This is a genomic window from Photobacterium marinum, from assembly GCF_000331515.1.
Taxonomy (GTDB): domain Bacteria; phylum Pseudomonadota; class Gammaproteobacteria; order Enterobacterales; family Vibrionaceae; genus Photobacterium; species Photobacterium marinum.
Genome location: NZ_AMZO01000001.1, coordinates 283,438 through 300,227, shown reverse-complemented (window position 1 = coordinate 300,227; position 16,790 = coordinate 283,438). Strand labels below are relative to the sequence as shown.

At 39.7% G+C, this 16,790-nt stretch carries 19 protein-coding genes; 8 read left to right on the top strand and 11 right to left on the bottom strand.

What is annotated here, in order from left to right; translation table 11 throughout:
* Nucleotides 1-35: 35 nt before the first annotated feature.
* On the bottom strand, nucleotides 36-2,966 hold the full coding sequence (locus C942_RS01360) for a ligand-binding sensor domain-containing diguanylate cyclase (protein WP_007461587.1): 2,931 nt from the start codon (nucleotides 2,964-2,966) through the stop codon (nucleotides 36-38).
* Nucleotides 2,967-3,214: 248 nt separating this feature from the next.
* Here C942_RS01360 and C942_RS01355 point away from each other — a divergent pair, with 248 nt between their 5' ends.
* Nucleotides 3,215-3,718, top strand: a complete 504-nt coding sequence (locus C942_RS01355) for an asparaginase domain-containing protein (protein ID WP_007461585.1) — start codon at nucleotides 3,215-3,217, stop codon at nucleotides 3,716-3,718.
* Nucleotides 3,719-3,883: 165 nt separating this feature from the next.
* Entirely contained in the window at nucleotides 3,884-4,891 is a 1,008-nt protein-coding gene (locus C942_RS01350; protein WP_036798238.1) for a DUF2860 domain-containing protein, read from the top strand.
* Nucleotides 4,892-5,059: 168 nt separating this feature from the next.
* On the opposite strand, the gene C942_RS01345 is transcribed toward C942_RS01350, so the two are convergent.
* Nucleotides 5,060-6,676 (bottom strand): pyridoxal-dependent decarboxylase, encoded by a 1,617-nt coding sequence (locus tag C942_RS01345; RefSeq protein WP_007461581.1) that lies wholly within the window; start codon nucleotides 6,674-6,676, stop codon nucleotides 5,060-5,062.
* Nucleotides 6,677-7,646: 970 nt separating this feature from the next.
* On the opposite strand from C942_RS01345, the gene C942_RS01340 reads away from it, so the two are divergent.
* Both C942_RS01340 and C942_RS01335 read left to right on the top strand, forming a co-directional pair.
* Entirely contained in the window at nucleotides 7,647-9,197 is a 1,551-nt protein-coding gene (locus C942_RS01340; protein ID WP_007461579.1) for a hypothetical protein, read from the top strand.
* A gap of 10 nt (nucleotides 9,198-9,207) precedes the next feature.
* Nucleotides 9,208-9,891: a hypothetical protein gene (locus C942_RS01335; protein ID WP_007461578.1), complete on the top strand. Its 684-nt coding sequence runs from the start codon at nucleotides 9,208-9,210 to the stop codon at nucleotides 9,889-9,891.
* Between the two features lie 356 nt (nucleotides 9,892-10,247).
* Here the strand turns inward: C942_RS01335 and C942_RS25265 are convergent, their stop codons facing one another.
* Together C942_RS25265 and C942_RS25260 are read right to left on the bottom strand one after the other, a co-directional pair.
* Nucleotides 10,248-10,403, bottom strand: coding sequence for a hypothetical protein (locus tag C942_RS25265; RefSeq protein WP_007461576.1), 156 nt, complete (start codon nucleotides 10,401-10,403; stop codon nucleotides 10,248-10,250).
* A 126-nt stretch (nucleotides 10,404-10,529) separates the two neighbouring features.
* A complete protein-coding gene (locus C942_RS25260; protein ID WP_198287458.1) occupies nucleotides 10,530-10,670 on the bottom strand; it encodes a hypothetical protein in 141 nt (46 codons plus the stop codon).
* 56 nt (nucleotides 10,671-10,726) lie between these two features.
* Here C942_RS25260 and C942_RS01325 point away from each other — a divergent pair, with 56 nt between their 5' ends.
* The 4 genes from C942_RS01325 (at nucleotide 10,727) to C942_RS24260 (ending at nucleotide 11,964) form a co-directional block, all read left to right on the top strand.
* On the top strand, nucleotides 10,727-11,110 hold the full coding sequence (locus tag C942_RS01325; protein ID WP_007461572.1) for a hypothetical protein: 384 nt from the start codon (nucleotides 10,727-10,729) through the stop codon (nucleotides 11,108-11,110).
* Between the two features lie 9 nt (nucleotides 11,111-11,119).
* Nucleotides 11,120-11,371, top strand: a complete 252-nt coding sequence (locus C942_RS01320; protein WP_007461571.1) for a hypothetical protein — start codon at nucleotides 11,120-11,122, stop codon at nucleotides 11,369-11,371.
* A gap of 67 nt (nucleotides 11,372-11,438) precedes the next feature.
* On the top strand, nucleotides 11,439-11,651 hold the full coding sequence (locus C942_RS01315) for a hypothetical protein (protein ID WP_007461569.1): 213 nt from the start codon (nucleotides 11,439-11,441) through the stop codon (nucleotides 11,649-11,651).
* Nucleotides 11,635-11,964 (top strand): helix-turn-helix transcriptional regulator, encoded by a 330-nt coding sequence (locus C942_RS24260; protein ID WP_007461567.1) that lies wholly within the window; start codon nucleotides 11,635-11,637, stop codon nucleotides 11,962-11,964. The genes C942_RS01315 and C942_RS24260 overlap by 17 nt, the downstream gene beginning before the upstream one ends.
* 166 nt (nucleotides 11,965-12,130) lie before the next feature.
* Here the strand turns inward: C942_RS24260 and C942_RS01305 are convergent, their stop codons facing one another.
* The 7 genes from C942_RS01305 to C942_RS01275 all read right to left on the bottom strand — a co-directional run bounded on the left by C942_RS01305 (nucleotide 12,131) and on the right by C942_RS01275 (nucleotide 16,718).
* Nucleotides 12,131-12,553 carry a hypothetical protein gene (locus C942_RS01305; RefSeq protein ID WP_036798235.1) on the bottom strand — a complete coding sequence of 141 codons (423 nt, stop codon included), beginning with the start codon at nucleotides 12,551-12,553 and terminating at the stop codon, nucleotides 12,131-12,133.
* A 69-nt stretch (nucleotides 12,554-12,622) separates the two neighbouring features.
* Nucleotides 12,623-12,880, bottom strand: a complete 258-nt coding sequence (locus C942_RS01300; RefSeq protein WP_157372526.1) for a hypothetical protein — start codon at nucleotides 12,878-12,880, stop codon at nucleotides 12,623-12,625.
* A gap of 142 nt (nucleotides 12,881-13,022) precedes the next feature.
* Nucleotides 13,023-13,700, bottom strand: coding sequence for a hypothetical protein (locus C942_RS01295; RefSeq protein ID WP_007461563.1), 678 nt, complete (start codon nucleotides 13,698-13,700; stop codon nucleotides 13,023-13,025).
* Nucleotides 13,701-13,840: 140 nt separating this feature from the next.
* A complete protein-coding gene (locus C942_RS24965) occupies nucleotides 13,841-14,740 on the bottom strand; it encodes a hypothetical protein (RefSeq protein WP_007461561.1) in 900 nt (299 codons plus the stop codon).
* 133 nt (nucleotides 14,741-14,873) lie between these two features.
* On the bottom strand, nucleotides 14,874-15,662 hold the full coding sequence (locus C942_RS01285) for a hypothetical protein (RefSeq protein WP_051035682.1): 789 nt from the start codon (nucleotides 15,660-15,662) through the stop codon (nucleotides 14,874-14,876).
* Between the two features lie 59 nt (nucleotides 15,663-15,721).
* Nucleotides 15,722-16,159 (bottom strand): GNAT family N-acetyltransferase, encoded by a 438-nt coding sequence (locus tag C942_RS01280; protein ID WP_036798228.1) that lies wholly within the window; start codon nucleotides 16,157-16,159, stop codon nucleotides 15,722-15,724.
* 118 nt (nucleotides 16,160-16,277) lie between these two features.
* Nucleotides 16,278-16,718, bottom strand: coding sequence for a hypothetical protein (locus tag C942_RS01275; RefSeq protein ID WP_036798225.1), 441 nt, complete (start codon nucleotides 16,716-16,718; stop codon nucleotides 16,278-16,280).
* Nucleotides 16,719-16,790 lie beyond the last annotated feature (72 nt).

The following is a 16,790-nucleotide window of genomic DNA, read 5'->3' as shown; positions in this document are numbered from 1 at the left end:
AACCTATTTTAGGACTAGACACTAACTTATCGATTCTAGATTTGATGAGGAACTGAAAAGGTCACATACTCACTAGGTGAATAAACCAAAAACCCGTCACGTCCTGATTTTTTCACTTCATACAGCGCATCGTCAGCACACCGCAGCAGGTACTCGAAATCACAGGATGTATCTGCATTCACAATACCAATACTTATCGTTACCGATAAATTTTCTGCAACCGGACTATAGTCCTGCCCTTTGACTAAGACGTTGATTTTTTCACACAACGATTTCACTCTATCAGGTTGCCAACCAACAATACCGATAACGAACTCTTCCCCCCCCCAACGAGCAATAAAACAGTCATTGCGGCTGAATTTCATCAGCGCCTTAGCAACAATTCGCAATACCTGATCACCAACCAAGTGTGTGTAGGTATCATTAATGACCTTAAAGTGATCAATATCCAGCATTACAACAGAAAGTGCCTTATCAGAGCCGGATGTTGAAATAACATGGTTGGCCCATTCATTAAAAGCGCGACGATTGTGTAAACCGGTTAACTGATCTTCTCTTGCCTGTTTCTCAAAGGCCGATGCCTGCATTTGCAGAGCTCGAGTTTTTTGCTCGACCTCGTGCTTCAGTTTCAGCTCAGACTTTCTGAGACGGCGTAGCCGCCATTTGACTGACAGTGTCATAAACAGAAAGAGTAATAAAGCAAAACCAACCTGGACACTTTGTCTTTGCCACCAATGAGGCAGAATTCGAAAAGAGAAACTAGCCTGGTTTATCTCATTTGAATGATAAGGGTAATATGCGTTCACAACGAAACGATAATCACCGGGAGCAAGGTTTGTATACTCAGCAAAGGATTGTGTATTTCTTTCAATCCACCCTGAATCAAGCCCCTCTAGCCTAGTGCGATAACGTATATGTTGAGAGGAAATATAACCAAGACCAACGAAATCAAATGTCATCCGCTGGCTTCCTGCCGGTAAAACTGAAAGCTGTTTATCTGCTAGGTTTAACCAGGACTGACCACTCTGAACACCTTCGATAACGGTCGGAAACTTTGGCGACACCAGTTGTTTAAAACGTTGTGGATGAGTACATGCAACACCTTTCGCCGTCGCAAACCATAACTGGCCGGAAGAATCGATAGCTGCTGTCGGGTTTGAGCCACCATTAAGCTGAGCCGTTGCCATTCCATCCAACTCATTATAATGCTCGAAATTAATATGAGATTTCGAACCGTCAGCAACAGCATTGACGTCATCTTCCGAAACCCGCCAGAGACCGCGATTAGAGGTGAGCCAAAAAGAGCCATTCAGATCAGAGATAACCTGGAAAATCTTATCAATTGGAAGACCGTGTTTTTTTCCGATAATACTGAGTTTTTGATCTGAGAACCGATAACGGATAAGCCCGCGATCTGTCGTCATCCACATGTAATCTTTTTGAGCATAAAACCCGAAAACATACTCAGCTTTCTCAAACGGCTGCAAATCCAGACCTCGTATCTGGTCGTGGTTAATAATTCCGACACCCGCTCCTGTACCAACCCAAAGTTGACCCTGCTCATCGAATTTAAGCGCCATAACATAATCACCAGGAAGGCCATCCTTTGTCGTAAACAATTGCTGTTTACCATCACCAGAATATTTTACCAAACCGGCAGTTGTTCCAACCCACAAATTCCCTTGGTTATCTTCAAGAATGGTGCGAATAGCATTAGACGGCAGCCCCTGAAGAGCCACATGCTTTAACTCATGGTTATCGAAACTGAATAAGCCATGATTGAATGAACCAATCCAGGCACCACCCTTGCGTCGGGGAGCCAAACTTATGACCGAAAGAGTTTCACCGTCCAGTTGGTTTGAAGCTGAAGGGGAGTAATTACGGACTTGCTTATTTTTAATTACACTCATCCCTTTGCTGCTTCCGACGATAATTTCACCGGAATCCAAAGCAAGGACAGTCCGAATATAATCACCAGCCAACCCTCTTGTTTTATCCCATGTGGTAAAAGGAGTATGGCGTAAACGGATCAGCCCGGTATGTGTACCAACCCAAATTGAACTTTCACGATCCTGGTAAATAGATAAGATCTGGTTATAGGGCTCACCATTAAGCTCAGTTAACGACAATACCTTATTATCAGAAAAGCGAAATATGCCCTGGTTGAAGGTACCAAACCAATAACTGCCGTGGTTATCAATTAGAATATTGGAAACAAAAATATTGTTTAACTTTTCATGAATACGGGAAACCCTGCCGTTTGCATAACGCCACGCACCATTTTCTCCACCAAAAATAATTCGCCCATCCGCATCTTCCACACTCGAATAAACCGGAACATTCTTCAAGCCAAGTAACTGGCTGATATTTTCAATCTTGCCTGACGAAATAAGATACAAACCTTGGCTAGTTGATGCCAATACATCACCGTTGCGGCGTAACGAAAGGTTGTAAACAGTTAGTGAAGGTAAAATGACTTGGTTTTCAGCCTGGTCATGAGCTCGAAAAATAAGTCCTTCCCCCCTCAACCCAATCCAGATACCACCATCAGGTTGGTGCAAAACAGCATTAACAAGGCTATTGATTGAAGGAAGAGGTTGCCAGTCATGAGGTTTCCTGTAGGCCAGACCACCACGGGCATCACCGACGAGGAGTCCTCCATCGGAATCAGCAAAAAGTGTTTGGACACCCGAATCACTCAGCGCGCTTTCCGGCCCTCTGGTAAACAACTTAAATTCCCGGCCGTTAAAGCGGGCTATCCCTTCCCATGTCGCAAACCACATATAGCCATCTTGTGTCTGGCTTATTGCATTAATACTGTTGTGAGGCAAGCCATCTCGGCTGTTCCACGTTTCGAAAAGGTATTCATCTAACAAGGAAGCCTGTGAAGAAAATATTCCTCCCAAACACAAGCCAACCACAAAAAAGGGCTTGATGAACCTGGCTAACGAAGGTGTTAACAGCATACCAGTTTCCTAACGAAAAGCTTAATATTGATAAGGAGATAAATAAGCCGCCCATTTTATCATAATCAACCAATTGAACGTATTTTCATTATGCATTTTTGAATCGAACGCAAATCATTAGCTTTAATTTGCTCTTATTAAACACCAATTCGTTACAGGAAAGGACAATAATGAAGCTATAGTGAACAAAAAGACATCAATAATCTTTAGTTACACTTCCGGCACCTTTTATCCTTCAGGAGTCAGATATGAACCAAAACTACAATGAGGAAAAAATACAAATTATCGTGACCGGCGGTACTATTGATTCATACTATGATATAGATGCCTGCACAACGCTGTGCCATCAACAAACTGCCATCCCCGAGTTCATCACTAAATTCGCTCAAATACCTGATTGTGAATTCGAACTAACCGAAATCTGCATGAAAGACAGCAGAAAGATCAATCATCAGGACCTTGAAAAAATAAGCACTGCGATTAGCCTCAGTAACTGCAACCGACACATCATCACTCATGGCACCTTTACCCTGTTCGACAATGCCCGTCGCCTGCAAACACTACTAGCACATAATCATCAGCAAGTTGTTATTTTTACCGGCGCAATGTGGCCGTTAGTCGGCTTCTCACCCAATGATGCCGGATTTAACTTGGGCTCTGCTTTTATCGCTGCCCGACTTGCTCAACCCGGTATTTATGTGGCGTTTAACGGCAAGCTTTACCAGCCGGATGATCTTGAAGGCTTGCATTAACTATTAAATAACATCATCAAAAATCAGAATAAAGCGCTGTAAACAAGGCTCTTCTGCTACTTTCATGAACATTTCTGCGGCATTTTCTCACCTTCGATAATTTACAAGCGGGCCTAATTCTCCTAATTTTTTAACTTAATTTCTGCATTACCATGGGATATCACTATGCGGTTTCAACTGCTTCTCGTGTTACTTTTGTGCAGTATTCCTACCAGCTACGCAATCGAGCCAATTCCGAAAGAAAACGGCTTTGGTGGTTTTGTTAATGTCGGTATTGGCGGCACGACAGTCGAATCTAATAACCTCGCTAAATTCGGGTCAGTAGATTTGAGTAACGACACCATTAACTCAGTAAACGACAAGCCCGACAGCGAAAGCTCGGCAATACCTGTAATAGCAGCAGAACTTGCTTATACCTTTGCAGATACTCGCACCCAGATTTTCCTTGGTAACCAACTTGAAGACTACATACGATTTGATTTCTCTACCCTAGCCGGGATCAGGCAGGAAATCGGCAGTGCTGGTATTCTCGGGGCCAGCTTATTGTACACCCCATTAGCCACCGAGGTATGGGAAGACCCTTTTCTGACCGGTAGCCCGAGAACAAAAACAGATCGCAGCGCAGACGGCTATCGCTTAATCTGGAGCAAGGTATACGGAACTGGGCTGGAACTTCGATACTCTTACCGGGATGTCGATATCGACAATGAACGCAGTGGCGCATCTGTCGCTTTATCAGATGCAGAAAGGACCCTGCTGAATCGTAATGGTGATAACCACCGTGTTACGGCTGAGTATACTTTTGACTGGGACAAGCCAAAACATCGATTAGTCCCTGCGATTTCTTATAACGATCACGACAGTGACGGCAGAGCAATGGCTTATGAAAGCCTGTCACTCGGATTTAATTACATCTATTTTGTTAACCGTTGGCGACTGGTCAGCAACCTATATATTGCAGACCTATCTTTTGATGAAGCCAACCCGGTATATGGGCAGAAAGCAGACAGTACCCAGTTGGGAGCCAGCTTTACAGCCTTCTATTCCAAACCATTTGGCTGGGAAGGTTGGTTCGCCAACGGAAGCATCTCATGGTTTGAAGATGACAGTGATATTAACTTTTACGATGCCAGCGCCGGACTGTTTAGTGTGGGATTGTTGTATCGATTTTAACTTCTCAGATAACGCCTACACACCTGTTAGAAATCAGGCTGGTTGTAAATCGTGTGCTCGGCTTAAAGAGACTAACTACCCTACTATCGATGTCTTATATAACATGACATCAGACATTAACGTGACTCCGTCACAGTTAATGTCTGGGGAAGTACGGTTTTATATCTACTATTTAATTAGTACATCCATTTGACTACTTCGTTCATCAAGAAGCATGCTTACACCATCGTTTTCGAAGGTCCCATCCTGTTTAAGCTCATCAACCAACTTATCGATAATTTCCTTACTGGTAGATGGCATTATATAAATATGCACATAATGACGCACATCACCATGGACCTTAAGCGATTCACACGAGAGCGAATATTTATTAATAATTGGTTTGATCGGCTTGCGAAAGCGGATAGTCAACGCCAATGGTGTCCGCTCTATGAACAATTCAATATTAGGATGACAGTCTTTTACAGTGTTTAACTGGTCTTCTGCATACCTAGTAAGTTCTTCACAATACAGAGCTTGTTGCATCTGTGTATCATAACTATGTTTTGCCAGATGGTTCCACATGATGATAGGAGAAAAACCATTACGGGAACCTGCAAAAGTCGTATCCGGGGAAGCAATATATTCAGGATCAGCTGGTGGAAACAGCTGATACTTAACTTTTGTCATGAAAATTCCACATGGACAAGGTGCTCCGGGCCATTTGTGTCCACTCATTACTATTGAGTTAACAATAGGAAGCCTGAAGTCGAAAATTGGCCCCCTTTGGTTTATTAATTTTTTCTTGTATGCCATTTCAATAAACGGCATATAAGATGCTCCTAGTGCACCATCCACATGTATCCAGTAACCATTACGCTTATCAACTTTAACTATTTCATTGCCTTCTTCATCAAGATCAATGTAGTTCACATCTCTGTTTACCAAGCCATACTTTTCAAATATAGGCATTAATTTATTTTGAATTTCTTCAACATCATCATATGCCCCTTTGAAAGTAGAACCATAGTTACAGCAGATAATAATTGGATAGTTTCTCTCTGCAAAAAATTCAACAAGAATTGCCAATTTATCTACATCAATTGAACCTGGCCCAGAACTTCCATATATAGAAGGCACTTCCTTGTTATTCAGCCAATTACCATCGGTATCAAGTGGATTCTGACCGGGATAATCCGTATGTCCGATTTCACTAAAAGTGGGTATATTCAATACGCGCAGAGCTTTAATAATAGAGTAATGCGTATCTTGGGAGAAAAAAGCAACCGGCTTATATGCATGCGGCTTATTTTCAATATACTTCGGATGAAGATAACTGGTATGCCTAAACTTTTCTTGCACTTCATCAGCAACAAGCTTTCTTCCGGCAAGATAGTCTCTCGCGTTCCATAAACCGTAAAAATTCCCTTCTGTGCTCCCCATTGACAACACATATCCCCAGAAGCTTTCCATGTCTTGTGGTTCATGGGGAACTTTCGCATTCCATAGCTTTGCATAATAATTGAGAACGGCTTTCTCCATCTGTTTACTGCTAAGCGTATAGTTACCGTTGATAAATGGATCACCGACATTGTTTACGTGACAATTGAGAAAGAACTCCACATCCTCTTTGTAATCCATTCTTTGATTGACTTGATAACCGAGACAATGATTTTTCTGAACATCGATATAGTTCTTGAACACTTCTAGGCAGAGTGTTCTCTGTTCATCAGTCAGTCCTTCTGTTGGTATTTCGAAGCTGGTATCGTCATATTTTGATTTGTGATTTGTTAGTGCTTTTCCCATATAACGTTCCCTTTCAATCATTCTCATCCCCCAAACGCGATATCCTATGGCAAAGAGACTCACAACAACTCTTCAGCAACCAATAACTATCTTTGTACTTCCTCTTGTATTTCCGGCTATTACTAATATCTATAGTACAGTGTCGACCTGGTACATATGGTTCAATAGACAAAACAAAAAGCACGGTTGATTTGGATCAAATCTGAGAGGTCATGTGTAGCAAAGGTTTAGTCGCGCCTTGTAAATGTGTCGATTTGAGCAAGCGTTTAGAGTATTTTTGCTCCCATTGTTTTCATTTAACTAGAAATAAAGGATAGACAAGCCAATATGCAACAGAGAGAACCGAATCACATAACGAAAATAAGAGTCTAAAAATATCAAGGAAGGGTTTCGCTCCCTTAAATACTAATAAGCCTGAATTTACTGTCTTTCTTAACTTCAACAACTGTAGTGGTCTAATGGAATCGAGCCACTGCATCCACTCTCGGGCGGGGATGATTTCGACGTTTCTGCCGAGGAAGGCACCAAGGAAGTAGTTTTTTACGAAAGAATGGTAAATCGCTTGTGTACGCTTCTTTAACGTGGCTGGACTACGAAAAATCAAGTTTAATATATTGTTTTATAAGGATTAAATCACCATACGCTAATTATTCGGACACATTATGGAGACAAAATATAAAAAATGTTCAATTCCTCATTTGAGATCCTTCTACTGAAATTTATACCAATTAATCCCTTGTTCCGGCAGAATTGTTTCATAGCTTAATAGCTATTTATTTCAACCTATTCCCACTCACCTTATCCCATCCCATAAAAAATTTCTCACACGAATAGAAACAATCTCATTCTTTTTAAATATCATACTGCATTGGTTCTCAAAAAAAGTAATACACTGATATATAATTATCTATACTATCAACATAGTCATATCTAGCCATATCCACTAAAAATAACAAAGGATATATCCAAAATGGCATTTAATAAGCATTTTCTCGATTGCAGTATTTTAACGGCAGTAATGATATTTATTTTTATAGTGCTGGTTCCATCTCTCGGATTTTCTAAAGATCAGAGTATTATCAAATTCAATCCTGATGACAATTTCACGATCTATGAGGACCGATTTCTCGCTTTGGGCTCCACCCCTGAAAAAAATTTCTCAATGCTTTTTCTACGAGATAGAATATTTAACAACATTCTATCCTTAATCACTGAATCTGGCTATAAGATCCGTCTTAAAGATGCTGAGATTAATGTTAACTCCGCTAAGCTGGACTTTTCAATCAATGGAATCTACCTGAGTATGGAAGGTAATTTAATTACTGAGGATGTAAAAGTACCCATTAAAGCAAAAGGTGCTATAGACCTAAGTAGAACTACAAGTGATAATATTTTACTCGATATTTTTCTAATTGATATTAATGTAAGTTATAAAAAAATCCCCTATAGCAATTTTAAAGCTTGGTTAATCGCGCTGAGCTCCGATTTCATTGTAGAGCCAACTAGAATCACAGAATTAAAAGTACCAATAAACATAAGAATCCCTATTAACTCTCCTGAAAAAACAATAAAAGAAATTAGTGTATTGGGTGATTCCAACATAGAAATAAATGCCACTATCCCAGCCACAAATAAAAACAAAAATTTATATCTACACACTCTTATCCCTAGCAATGATGGGATACTGGTTTTTCTATCTGAAAAACAAAACAATCCTGATTTACATAGTAATAATTTAACAACCACAAAAAATAACATCGAAAAAAGACGAAAATCTCATAAAGATAATATAAATAACATCTTGAACAATGTAGAAAAAGACTTTTGGATTATGTTATCTGGAAAACTGATAGAAGATGCTCTTACACCAGAAACTCCCATTAAAATACCATTTGAAATATTTCAGAAACATGGGCGACTTGCTGGAAATAAAATTGATAAATTACTTGGAGCTTTTTGGGAGGTGAATTTAGATCGTGGAGGGCCAATAATAGGCTCGTTAGTTTCTAAACCTAAAATTAACTGGATTAATAATGGAAATATTACTTTTTCCATTCCAACGTCACTCAAGGCTAGTGGTGAACTATATGTTGTTGTAGACCCTGGGATTACAGGGGGATGTACAGATAAAAAAGCAATAAGACTTGATGGTGATAATACCTTAAATGGCATAATAAATATCACACCAACAAATAGTGGCATCTTTAAATACTCTGCGACATTAACAGCCCCTGAATCAATATCAATAAAAGCCAAAACTGACAGGTTTAATCTTTGCGGTTATGGTATAGGCCCAATCAATAAAGAATTAAAAATAAAAACCGACCATACTAAAATCACTTCAGGAGAGATAGATTTTTTTGAAACTAATAGTGGTTTAGTTGCTTACGTTGACATTTCTGACCAAACTATACAAATTAAAAAAGATAGTCCTTCAATGTATATTACTCAGACGGGTATAAATATAGAAGTAAATTTATCACTTACACTTTCAACTAATGCCTCTAACACATTAAAATAAGGTTGACATTATGAATATGTCTCAACTCAATAAACTTTGGTCTCTAATAGGAACTGCAACTTTATTTTATGCAGTAAATGCTTATTCCGTTTCTCAAGGTGTAAACCCTATATCTAAAGCAGTACTTCTTGATGACCGTCCCATTCCAGGTTCCTATTTGGCTATTTTTATCATAAGTGTAATGATGCTTATCTTGACAGCTATTGGCCGTGTATATGCTCGTAACTACTCAATGGATAACTGGGCAAGTTCGATTCCTATTTTTGGATTTGAAAGATTAGATTACCGGTCAAAACTCGCTCGTCGTTACCAAGGGGCTTTTTTATTTTTCTTTATCATATTTCCATTATTTTCCATCATCCACTTCAACAATAAAGTCATCCAACATGGTGACATTGCAGATGAATCAAAACAAATAGTTAGTCGCCATGATGTTTTTTACAACCCAGGCTGGGATATAGTTTTTAGCTCATCTAATTTTTTCTCTAATTTTTGTATGGGACAGGATCTACCTCAATATAGTAAAAGTAAAAACCCATGCTCCAAAAAAAAAGGGCAAGAAGGAGGAGTAACTTGGTTCATAATGATATCTCCTTTATTAATGATTGGTATATCTTTATTAGTGTTTTTTTCTGTACTTGACTTAATTCTAATTATTTTCTTCCATCGTCGAATATGGTTAGAAAAAAGTTGAAAAACTGATAAACCTTCTATCAATGCCTCAAATATAATCAAGAGTTAGCATTCCTCCTTTTATGGTATATCGCATAAAAGGAGGCTATCCAACTAACGCCAGAAACTATGCAGATTTACACAGTTTGTTTCCTACGTCTAAAAATAGGTGGTAATGACCAGTTATGATAGTATTTTTAAAATTTTGCACACGTCCCATGAACTCCAGATAACCGCAACTGCAAGCCCAACTCGCTGAGTGACCATTCCACCATCTTTAATCGCCACTTACCGTCTTCAACATTACCGAACCCGTCAAGCGTGAGGTGTCCTTCAGCCACTAACGGCATTAGTGACATATTTGCAGGTATGGTGACATCACCCCGACTTCACCGCTTTGGCCCTTGCAGCCACTGCAGCTTTTGCTTCGTCGTAATTGGGATACTTGAAGACGATTTTAAATTCCGGCTCACCAGTTCCGGTTGACACTTCTTTGGTATCGCCAGATTCAACATCGTGATAAGTAGCGGTCACACGACGAACATCGTTTCGAGAACTAAACCGGCACTGCCAGTTCGTTACCTGCTCCGGCCTGATAGTGATACTAGTAAGCTTTTTGCCTGAGGCAGACTTACCCTCGCCTTCTTTTAAAAACAGCCACTAGCCGTTGGCAGGCTTGCTGACAGCACCGTAACGCTTGGCCAAGCGGGTTAACAGGTTCATGTCAGATTCTGACACCTGATCAACATGATCAATCCGAACAGATACCATATTCAGGCCGCAAACTCTGCCGAGATCCACAACCTTTCAAACCAGCTGATCGAAAAAGCCAAACAACTGGATGAGGTTGAACAGCTATGAACAAAGAAACCAAAATTCTACAAAGCCGCCGTCGGCAACAAGCCCTTCGCGATCGCCGCAAAGCATTAGGGCAAAGGAAAGTTACATCTGTTATCGGCCTAAAAGAATCCGCAATGCTGAAAGAGATCTGCGAATTCTTTGCCCCACCCGGCGAAACACTCAGTGAAGACGAAGCCATATCTTCAATGATTCACCGCGTTCACGAAGTAATACCAAAGTTACGCGTAACACTTAGCAAATGTGAAAAATGCGACAGCCAATTACCGAACGGATGCGACGGCGTTTTCAAAGGCGACGCCAAATGCTGGCACACCTTAAACCGAATTCGCCTGCACCAAATCACCGAACCATCCGATTTTGTGAGGACAATAAAAAGCTAAGGAGCGGCAATGGAAATCATACTCACCAAAGCGGAAAACCACGCACTTGAAACATGCAAAGCGCACTTTGAAAAAACGAATGAAGTTCCCAACGGCGGCCAGCTCGCTTTCCTTTTGGAACTCGACCGTTCCCGCGGTTATCACTACATCCGAGCATTTTGCGAACTCGGAATTATGAAGCAAGTAAAACAGTGCGTGTACCAATGGACTGATATCAGCTACCAAGTAAAAGTTCATAACCGAACCAGGGGGAAAGCATGAGCCCTCACCCTTTCAACTTTTAACCGAATTTACCTGACCAGTAAATTCCCGAATCAGGAACATTGCAATGAGTAAGAAACTAAGACCAAGCTGGCTGACATGCGAACGGTGCGAAAGTGTTCAGATTGAAGTTACCACCGAACGAGGTAATGACGAATGGCTTTATTCTGGCGACCAAGCCAAATGTTTAGACTGCGGCGCCACCGGAATGATTGAAGCAGATGGTGAAAACGCATGGTTTGAAGTAGATGAGGAGCAGAAAGATGTACAACTACACTAACTACCCTACTGTCGATATCTCATATAACGTGAAATCAGACATTAACGTGACACCGTCACAGTTAAAATCTAAAGATAAACATGAGCAATCACCCGAAGAATCACAACCAGTACAAGCCTTAGATGAGCAGTCATCACCTCAACTGATCAGCCATCAAGAAGTATTGGATATGTTCCACATCACCAGTAAAGCCACCATCTACAAATGGCGACAAACCCGCGGCTTCCCCAACCCAGTTACACTGATGCCACTAAGATGGTTACGTTCCGCAGTTGAAGATTGGAAAGAAGGGATTGGTGGTTGTGGGAAGTGAACAAGGGAAGCGGCCGGAGGGCCGCTTTTAAATTTTCGCATTAAGCTGAACAACGCTACCACCTGAGCTCAACTTTTTCACCTTAAGCACAAATCCCAACCTTTAGCTAAAATTGCCAAGCGTTGGGAATCACTCTTGAAAATTTGTTAGGTAAACGTTGCCTTCGCTACGAATTAAACTCTTTTACAGCAAGGGTTTTCATAAACTGTTGATTGACTATAAATGATGTTGCAAAAAACTTACTAATAGGAGCAAAGCCGTTTTTTTTGCAAAACTCTCGCAACCTAGGATTGTCAACATCTTCGATCGCTACGATATCCCATGGATTAATATCGATACAGTAACTTAGAAATGATTTAAACCAACCTTGACTCTGTAACGATTTATCAAGTCTAACCGTGGCAATAACTAGGCACAATTCATCTATATCATTTGTTTGACAACGCATTAGCAAAGAAATACCGTTTGAAATCATATTGCATCTATCGTGTTTGCGAACTTCTCCATTCAACTCGTACTCTTTGATCACGGCTGTAATCCAATTTTCCATTTGTTCCTTGATAGACTGATTTGCAATCAACAGGTTCATAAAACGACCTTTAATTCTGCGGATGTTGGCACATAACGCCAGCAAGCAAGTGACTTACGGTGGTGCTTATTAAAAGAATATAAAGTAAGAGGTAACTTCACCACCTAAATTGTCTAAATAAATCTCTTCTTTAAGTGACTGCGATTCATCCCTATCAGTCAATATCTCAAATTCATCTTCAGTTAAAAAGTCCATGTTATAGTTCCAATTGTCATCCGGACAGCTTATAACTGTTTTTACTGCCTGTGTTCCGTCGTCATTATAATATCTTTCAATAAAAACATGTTCTTGAGTCGGAATGTTATATCCGATATGTACTTTTTTCATATATACCTCAATATTTGCCTTGCGCATTAAGGTATGAGCAACGCTACCACCTTACCTAAATCATTGCGCCGTTAACACGAAACCCAACTTTGAACTGAAAATACCAAGCGTTGGAAATCACTCTTAAATGCTTTGTTAGCTATTATGGGTGGAAAGGACTTGGTGGGGTCGGTGGTTTCTTCGTTGGTTTAGGTTTATTGTAATCAAGCCAAACTTTTAAATCGTACACGGATTTAAAGTCTATCATTTTCATTTTTTTGCTATTCGGATCTCGAGAAATAAGCTCAACACTATCAGAACCGCCTTCTTCTAGACTTAATAACCAATCAATATACACTTCGAAGACCTTGTAACTTGCTCCGATGCTTCCGTTAAGGAAATCGTTGATAAGCCTATCTGCCTTTTTACGCTCTCTATAGTTGGGAGTTGTTTTTTGAAGCGGTGTGGATGGACTGAACACTGTAGTATTACAGACTTCATAATAATACTTATTAAACTCAACTGTACGTCCATTAGAATTAGTAGACCAACCAATATAATGACACTGAAGGCTTTGTTGTAATCTACGCACATCTTCATCGAGACTCAAACATAGATTTAGTCTTCTAGACTTTTTCTTTTCTGATTTAATATCTTCTTCTTCATACTTAAACTCAGCTAAAACAAACATAGTATTGTTTGTAAAGATATAGTCTCCACCTAAAAGACTATCCTGACCATCCGAAGAACACCTTGTAAGCCTTTCTCCGTTTTCTTCTGCAATTTCTTTGAAATGGTCAAAGAAGCCATCAATGATCGATTGCTCGTGTTTTTTATCCAATTTAAATCTCCATACCTCGAAGTAGTAATAACGCCTGCAATAAGGAGTCCCTCACTCAACTAACAAAGCGCACCGAACTTCATACCAAAACCGCCGAGTGTAACGGGTCACCTTGATTGCTTTGTTATGTGCTTTGCGCCTCATGACTGTTTGTCTATAAATGCCAGTATATCTTCACCATATCTCTGCAAAAGATTTCTAAACTCTTCAGCAAAAACTACTGTGTCGTGCCTCAGGCCATTTTCCGGTTCAACTATTATGCTCAACCAAATATTTGTAGCACGCGAAATATCTTCATTCGAAAAACGCGACATATCGAAGGTTATTGCATGATCTTCATATGTTCCATCTGAGTATATGTACGGATATTTCCACGCAACAAGAACTGGCCCATTGAAGGATAAAGCACCGACCGCACTAGCTATTTCTTTAGCCCTTGCATAATCGTAAAATTGAATTAATGTGGCGCAATCATTTAACGCACCTTTCGGAAGACGTCCTGACAACAACCAGTACGTAACCATAAGCCTTCTTGAATATATATGAGGATACTCCTTTAGGTGTTCCATGTGGCTTATGTAATTTTTACAGACTTCCTCATACCTTGCATAAGTTTCTTTGGTTGGCCGAGAAATAAATAATAGATAGCCATATGCTCCGTATCGCTCATTCGGTTCTTCATGACTGTATAAGAATTCCCTGGCAGGAATTGGTGATGAGTCCCTTGGCGGTTGTACAATTGAGGAAACAGGAGGTGGTATGTTAGATTCTGAACTATATCTATCAGACACCAAATAAAATAGTGACGAAAATACTATTGCCGCACTTGTGACTCCCGATAGTATTACAATTGATCTGTTAGTTGCATGTATATTTATGCACTTAGCGATATACGTTATGGAACCCAATATTATTCCAGATACTGTAGCTGCTATTACAAAAACTACTGCAATTGCAGCTGAGTTCAACGGGTGCATATAAGCTATAGCTGGTAGCGCGATAACTATTGCCAACAATATTGTTGTTTGTATCCCTTTCACTATAAATGCTCCTATTGTTCTTTATTGCACATAACGCCTGCGATAAGGTGTGCCCCACTAAACAAACAAAGCACACTGAACTCTATACAAAAACCGCCGAGTGTAACGCATCACCTTGATTGCCTTGTTAGAGCTATTTATGCTCCCCTACTGACTCATAGACTTTCTGCAAAATAAACCAAGCTTGTGAAAAGCCAAAAAGATCCGTTGATGTATCTATATTGCTTTGATATGGCCACTCTTGGTATCTGGTTAACACCGAACTACCACTTTCTAGTTGCTCAATAATTTTGATAGATTTTTCTTTAGTAAAACCTATATTTTCTGACGCTGAAATTGGTTTGTTTTTATTGATACGAACGACAACTTTTGAATTTGGGTAATGGTTACTACCCACACTCACAAAAAAGGTACCATCTTTCCAGATACCTACTCGAAGATCGCCTTTGTCAATAGAGCACCAATGTGAGTCATCCATTCCGTCGACATCACATCTCATTGACCAATTAGTTCCAAGCTTATCATTGACATAGTCAAGCTTATTTTGAGCTAAACCTTGAATACTACCACTACCATCAGAAAAGAAAATTCTATACTTTACTCCATCATGCAAACCTTCTTCTATTCTGTATCTTTTATTATTTTTCAGTGTTTTATAACTAAAAGAAACCTTACATGTAAGCTCTCCACCAGGTATTAACGCCTTATTTTTATTAATTATTTCATCCTCATCCAACGTTGGAAGATTACTCTTATAATCTTTTTCATATTTGATTTTAGGGCATATCATCTGAGCATAACTATTATGAGCAAATAATAATGCGGCTAAACATATTATAATTTTTTCCGTTTTCATCATATATTCCCACCATAGCTCTAACGCCTGCGATAAGGTGTGCCCCACTGAACCAGCAAAGCGCACCGAACTCCATACCAAAACCGCCGAGTGTAACGCATCACCTTGATTGCCTTGTTATGCCATCAGTTTAAGTATTTGATAAACTTAATTTTGCTACTGGTAACACAACCATTATCTTCGTAACCTGATATTTGATAGCCACTAGAAATTAGCAACTGCAACATCGCTGGATACTTGTTCATTGATTTTACACTGATTGCGCTATAACCATTATCAATAACCCATGATTCTTGTTGTTTTCGTAACTCGGTTGCGACACCTTGTTTTCTATACTTTGGAGCAACTCCTCCAAGCCAACTATAAAACTCAGTGTTAGAAACCTCATAACCAATTTTGTGTGCTATTGGCTTGTTATCATGGCATGCAATTAGAATTAAATTGGCTTTATCCGCTAATTTAGTTATTAATTTATTTGCTGTCGTTCTGCCATCAAACTCTGGTATTTGAGCATCAACTTTTAAAACTTCATCTATCGTTCCAATATGGAAATCAAACTTCATACTTAACTACCTTTCAAGGGCATAACGCCTGCGATAAGGTGTGCCCCACTGAACCAACAAAGCACACTGAACTCCATACCAAAACCGCCGAGTGTAACGCATCACCTTGATTGCCTTGTTATATGTTTGCTCCCTTGTGAGTCTTGTAATATGAAGCATTACATACCGAACAATTATGATGTGGTCTAGGCGTCTCACCCCAACCGCTATTCTTATAAAATCTTAGGTGAACTAGTTTACCATCACGCTCGTAACATTTAGTACAATATGGCGTATCATCCCCTTCAGACCAGTAAACTTCAGTTTCAGAATCGTATTTTACTGTTATTTTTTGTTCTAGCTGCTGTTTAAGCTGCCTAATTTCTTCATTCTTTTGAGCTAGAATGCCTTGTAATTGTGCTGCTTCAACCATTGTTAATGATAGTTGCTGGGTTAACGTTGCCAAATGTAGCTGTAACTCACTAGAATCAGGATTATCTTGCTGTACTAACTTTAGTGTTTCTAAGGATTTATTGAGAAAATCAATTAACGTAACGCCTGCTGCTAATGTCACTGACATCTATATTTCCTCTTAACAAAATAAACATATAACATTTTATTCTACGAACAAAGTTCGTATATCTTTCTTGTA

Bases quoted from the DNA above. Each gene is read 5' to 3' on its own strand.
- C942_RS01360 (WP_007461587.1), bottom strand. From the start codon at position 2,966: ATGCTGTTAACACCTTCGTTAGCCAGGTTCATCAAGCCCTTTTTTGTG.
- C942_RS01355 (WP_007461585.1), top strand. From the start codon at position 3,215: ATGAACCAAAACTACAATGAGGAAAAAATACAAATTATCGTGACCGGC.
- C942_RS01350 (WP_036798238.1), top strand. From the start codon at position 3,884: ATGCGGTTTCAACTGCTTCTCGTGTTACTTTTGTGCAGTATTCCTACC.
- C942_RS01345 (WP_007461581.1), bottom strand. From the start codon at position 6,676: ATGGGAAAAGCACTAACAAATCACAAATCAAAATATGACGATACCAGC.
- C942_RS01340 (WP_007461579.1), top strand. From the start codon at position 7,647: ATGGCATTTAATAAGCATTTTCTCGATTGCAGTATTTTAACGGCAGTA.
- C942_RS01335 (WP_007461578.1), top strand. From the start codon at position 9,208: ATGAATATGTCTCAACTCAATAAACTTTGGTCTCTAATAGGAACTGCA.
- C942_RS01325 (WP_007461572.1), top strand. From the start codon at position 10,727: ATGAACAAAGAAACCAAAATTCTACAAAGCCGCCGTCGGCAACAAGCC.
- C942_RS01320 (WP_007461571.1), top strand. From the start codon at position 11,120: ATGGAAATCATACTCACCAAAGCGGAAAACCACGCACTTGAAACATGC.
- C942_RS01315 (WP_007461569.1), top strand. From the start codon at position 11,439: ATGAGTAAGAAACTAAGACCAAGCTGGCTGACATGCGAACGGTGCGAA.
- C942_RS24260 (WP_007461567.1), top strand. From the start codon at position 11,635: ATGTACAACTACACTAACTACCCTACTGTCGATATCTCATATAACGTG.
- C942_RS01305 (WP_036798235.1), bottom strand. From the start codon at position 12,553: ATGAACCTGTTGATTGCAAATCAGTCTATCAAGGAACAAATGGAAAAT.
- C942_RS01300 (WP_157372526.1), bottom strand. From the start codon at position 12,880: ATGAAAAAAGTACATATCGGATATAACATTCCGACTCAAGAACATGTT.
- C942_RS01280 (WP_036798228.1), bottom strand. From the start codon at position 16,159: ATGAAGTTTGATTTCCATATTGGAACGATAGATGAAGTTTTAAAAGTT.
- C942_RS01275 (WP_036798225.1), bottom strand. From the start codon at position 16,718: ATGTCAGTGACATTAGCAGCAGGCGTTACGTTAATTGATTTTCTCAAT.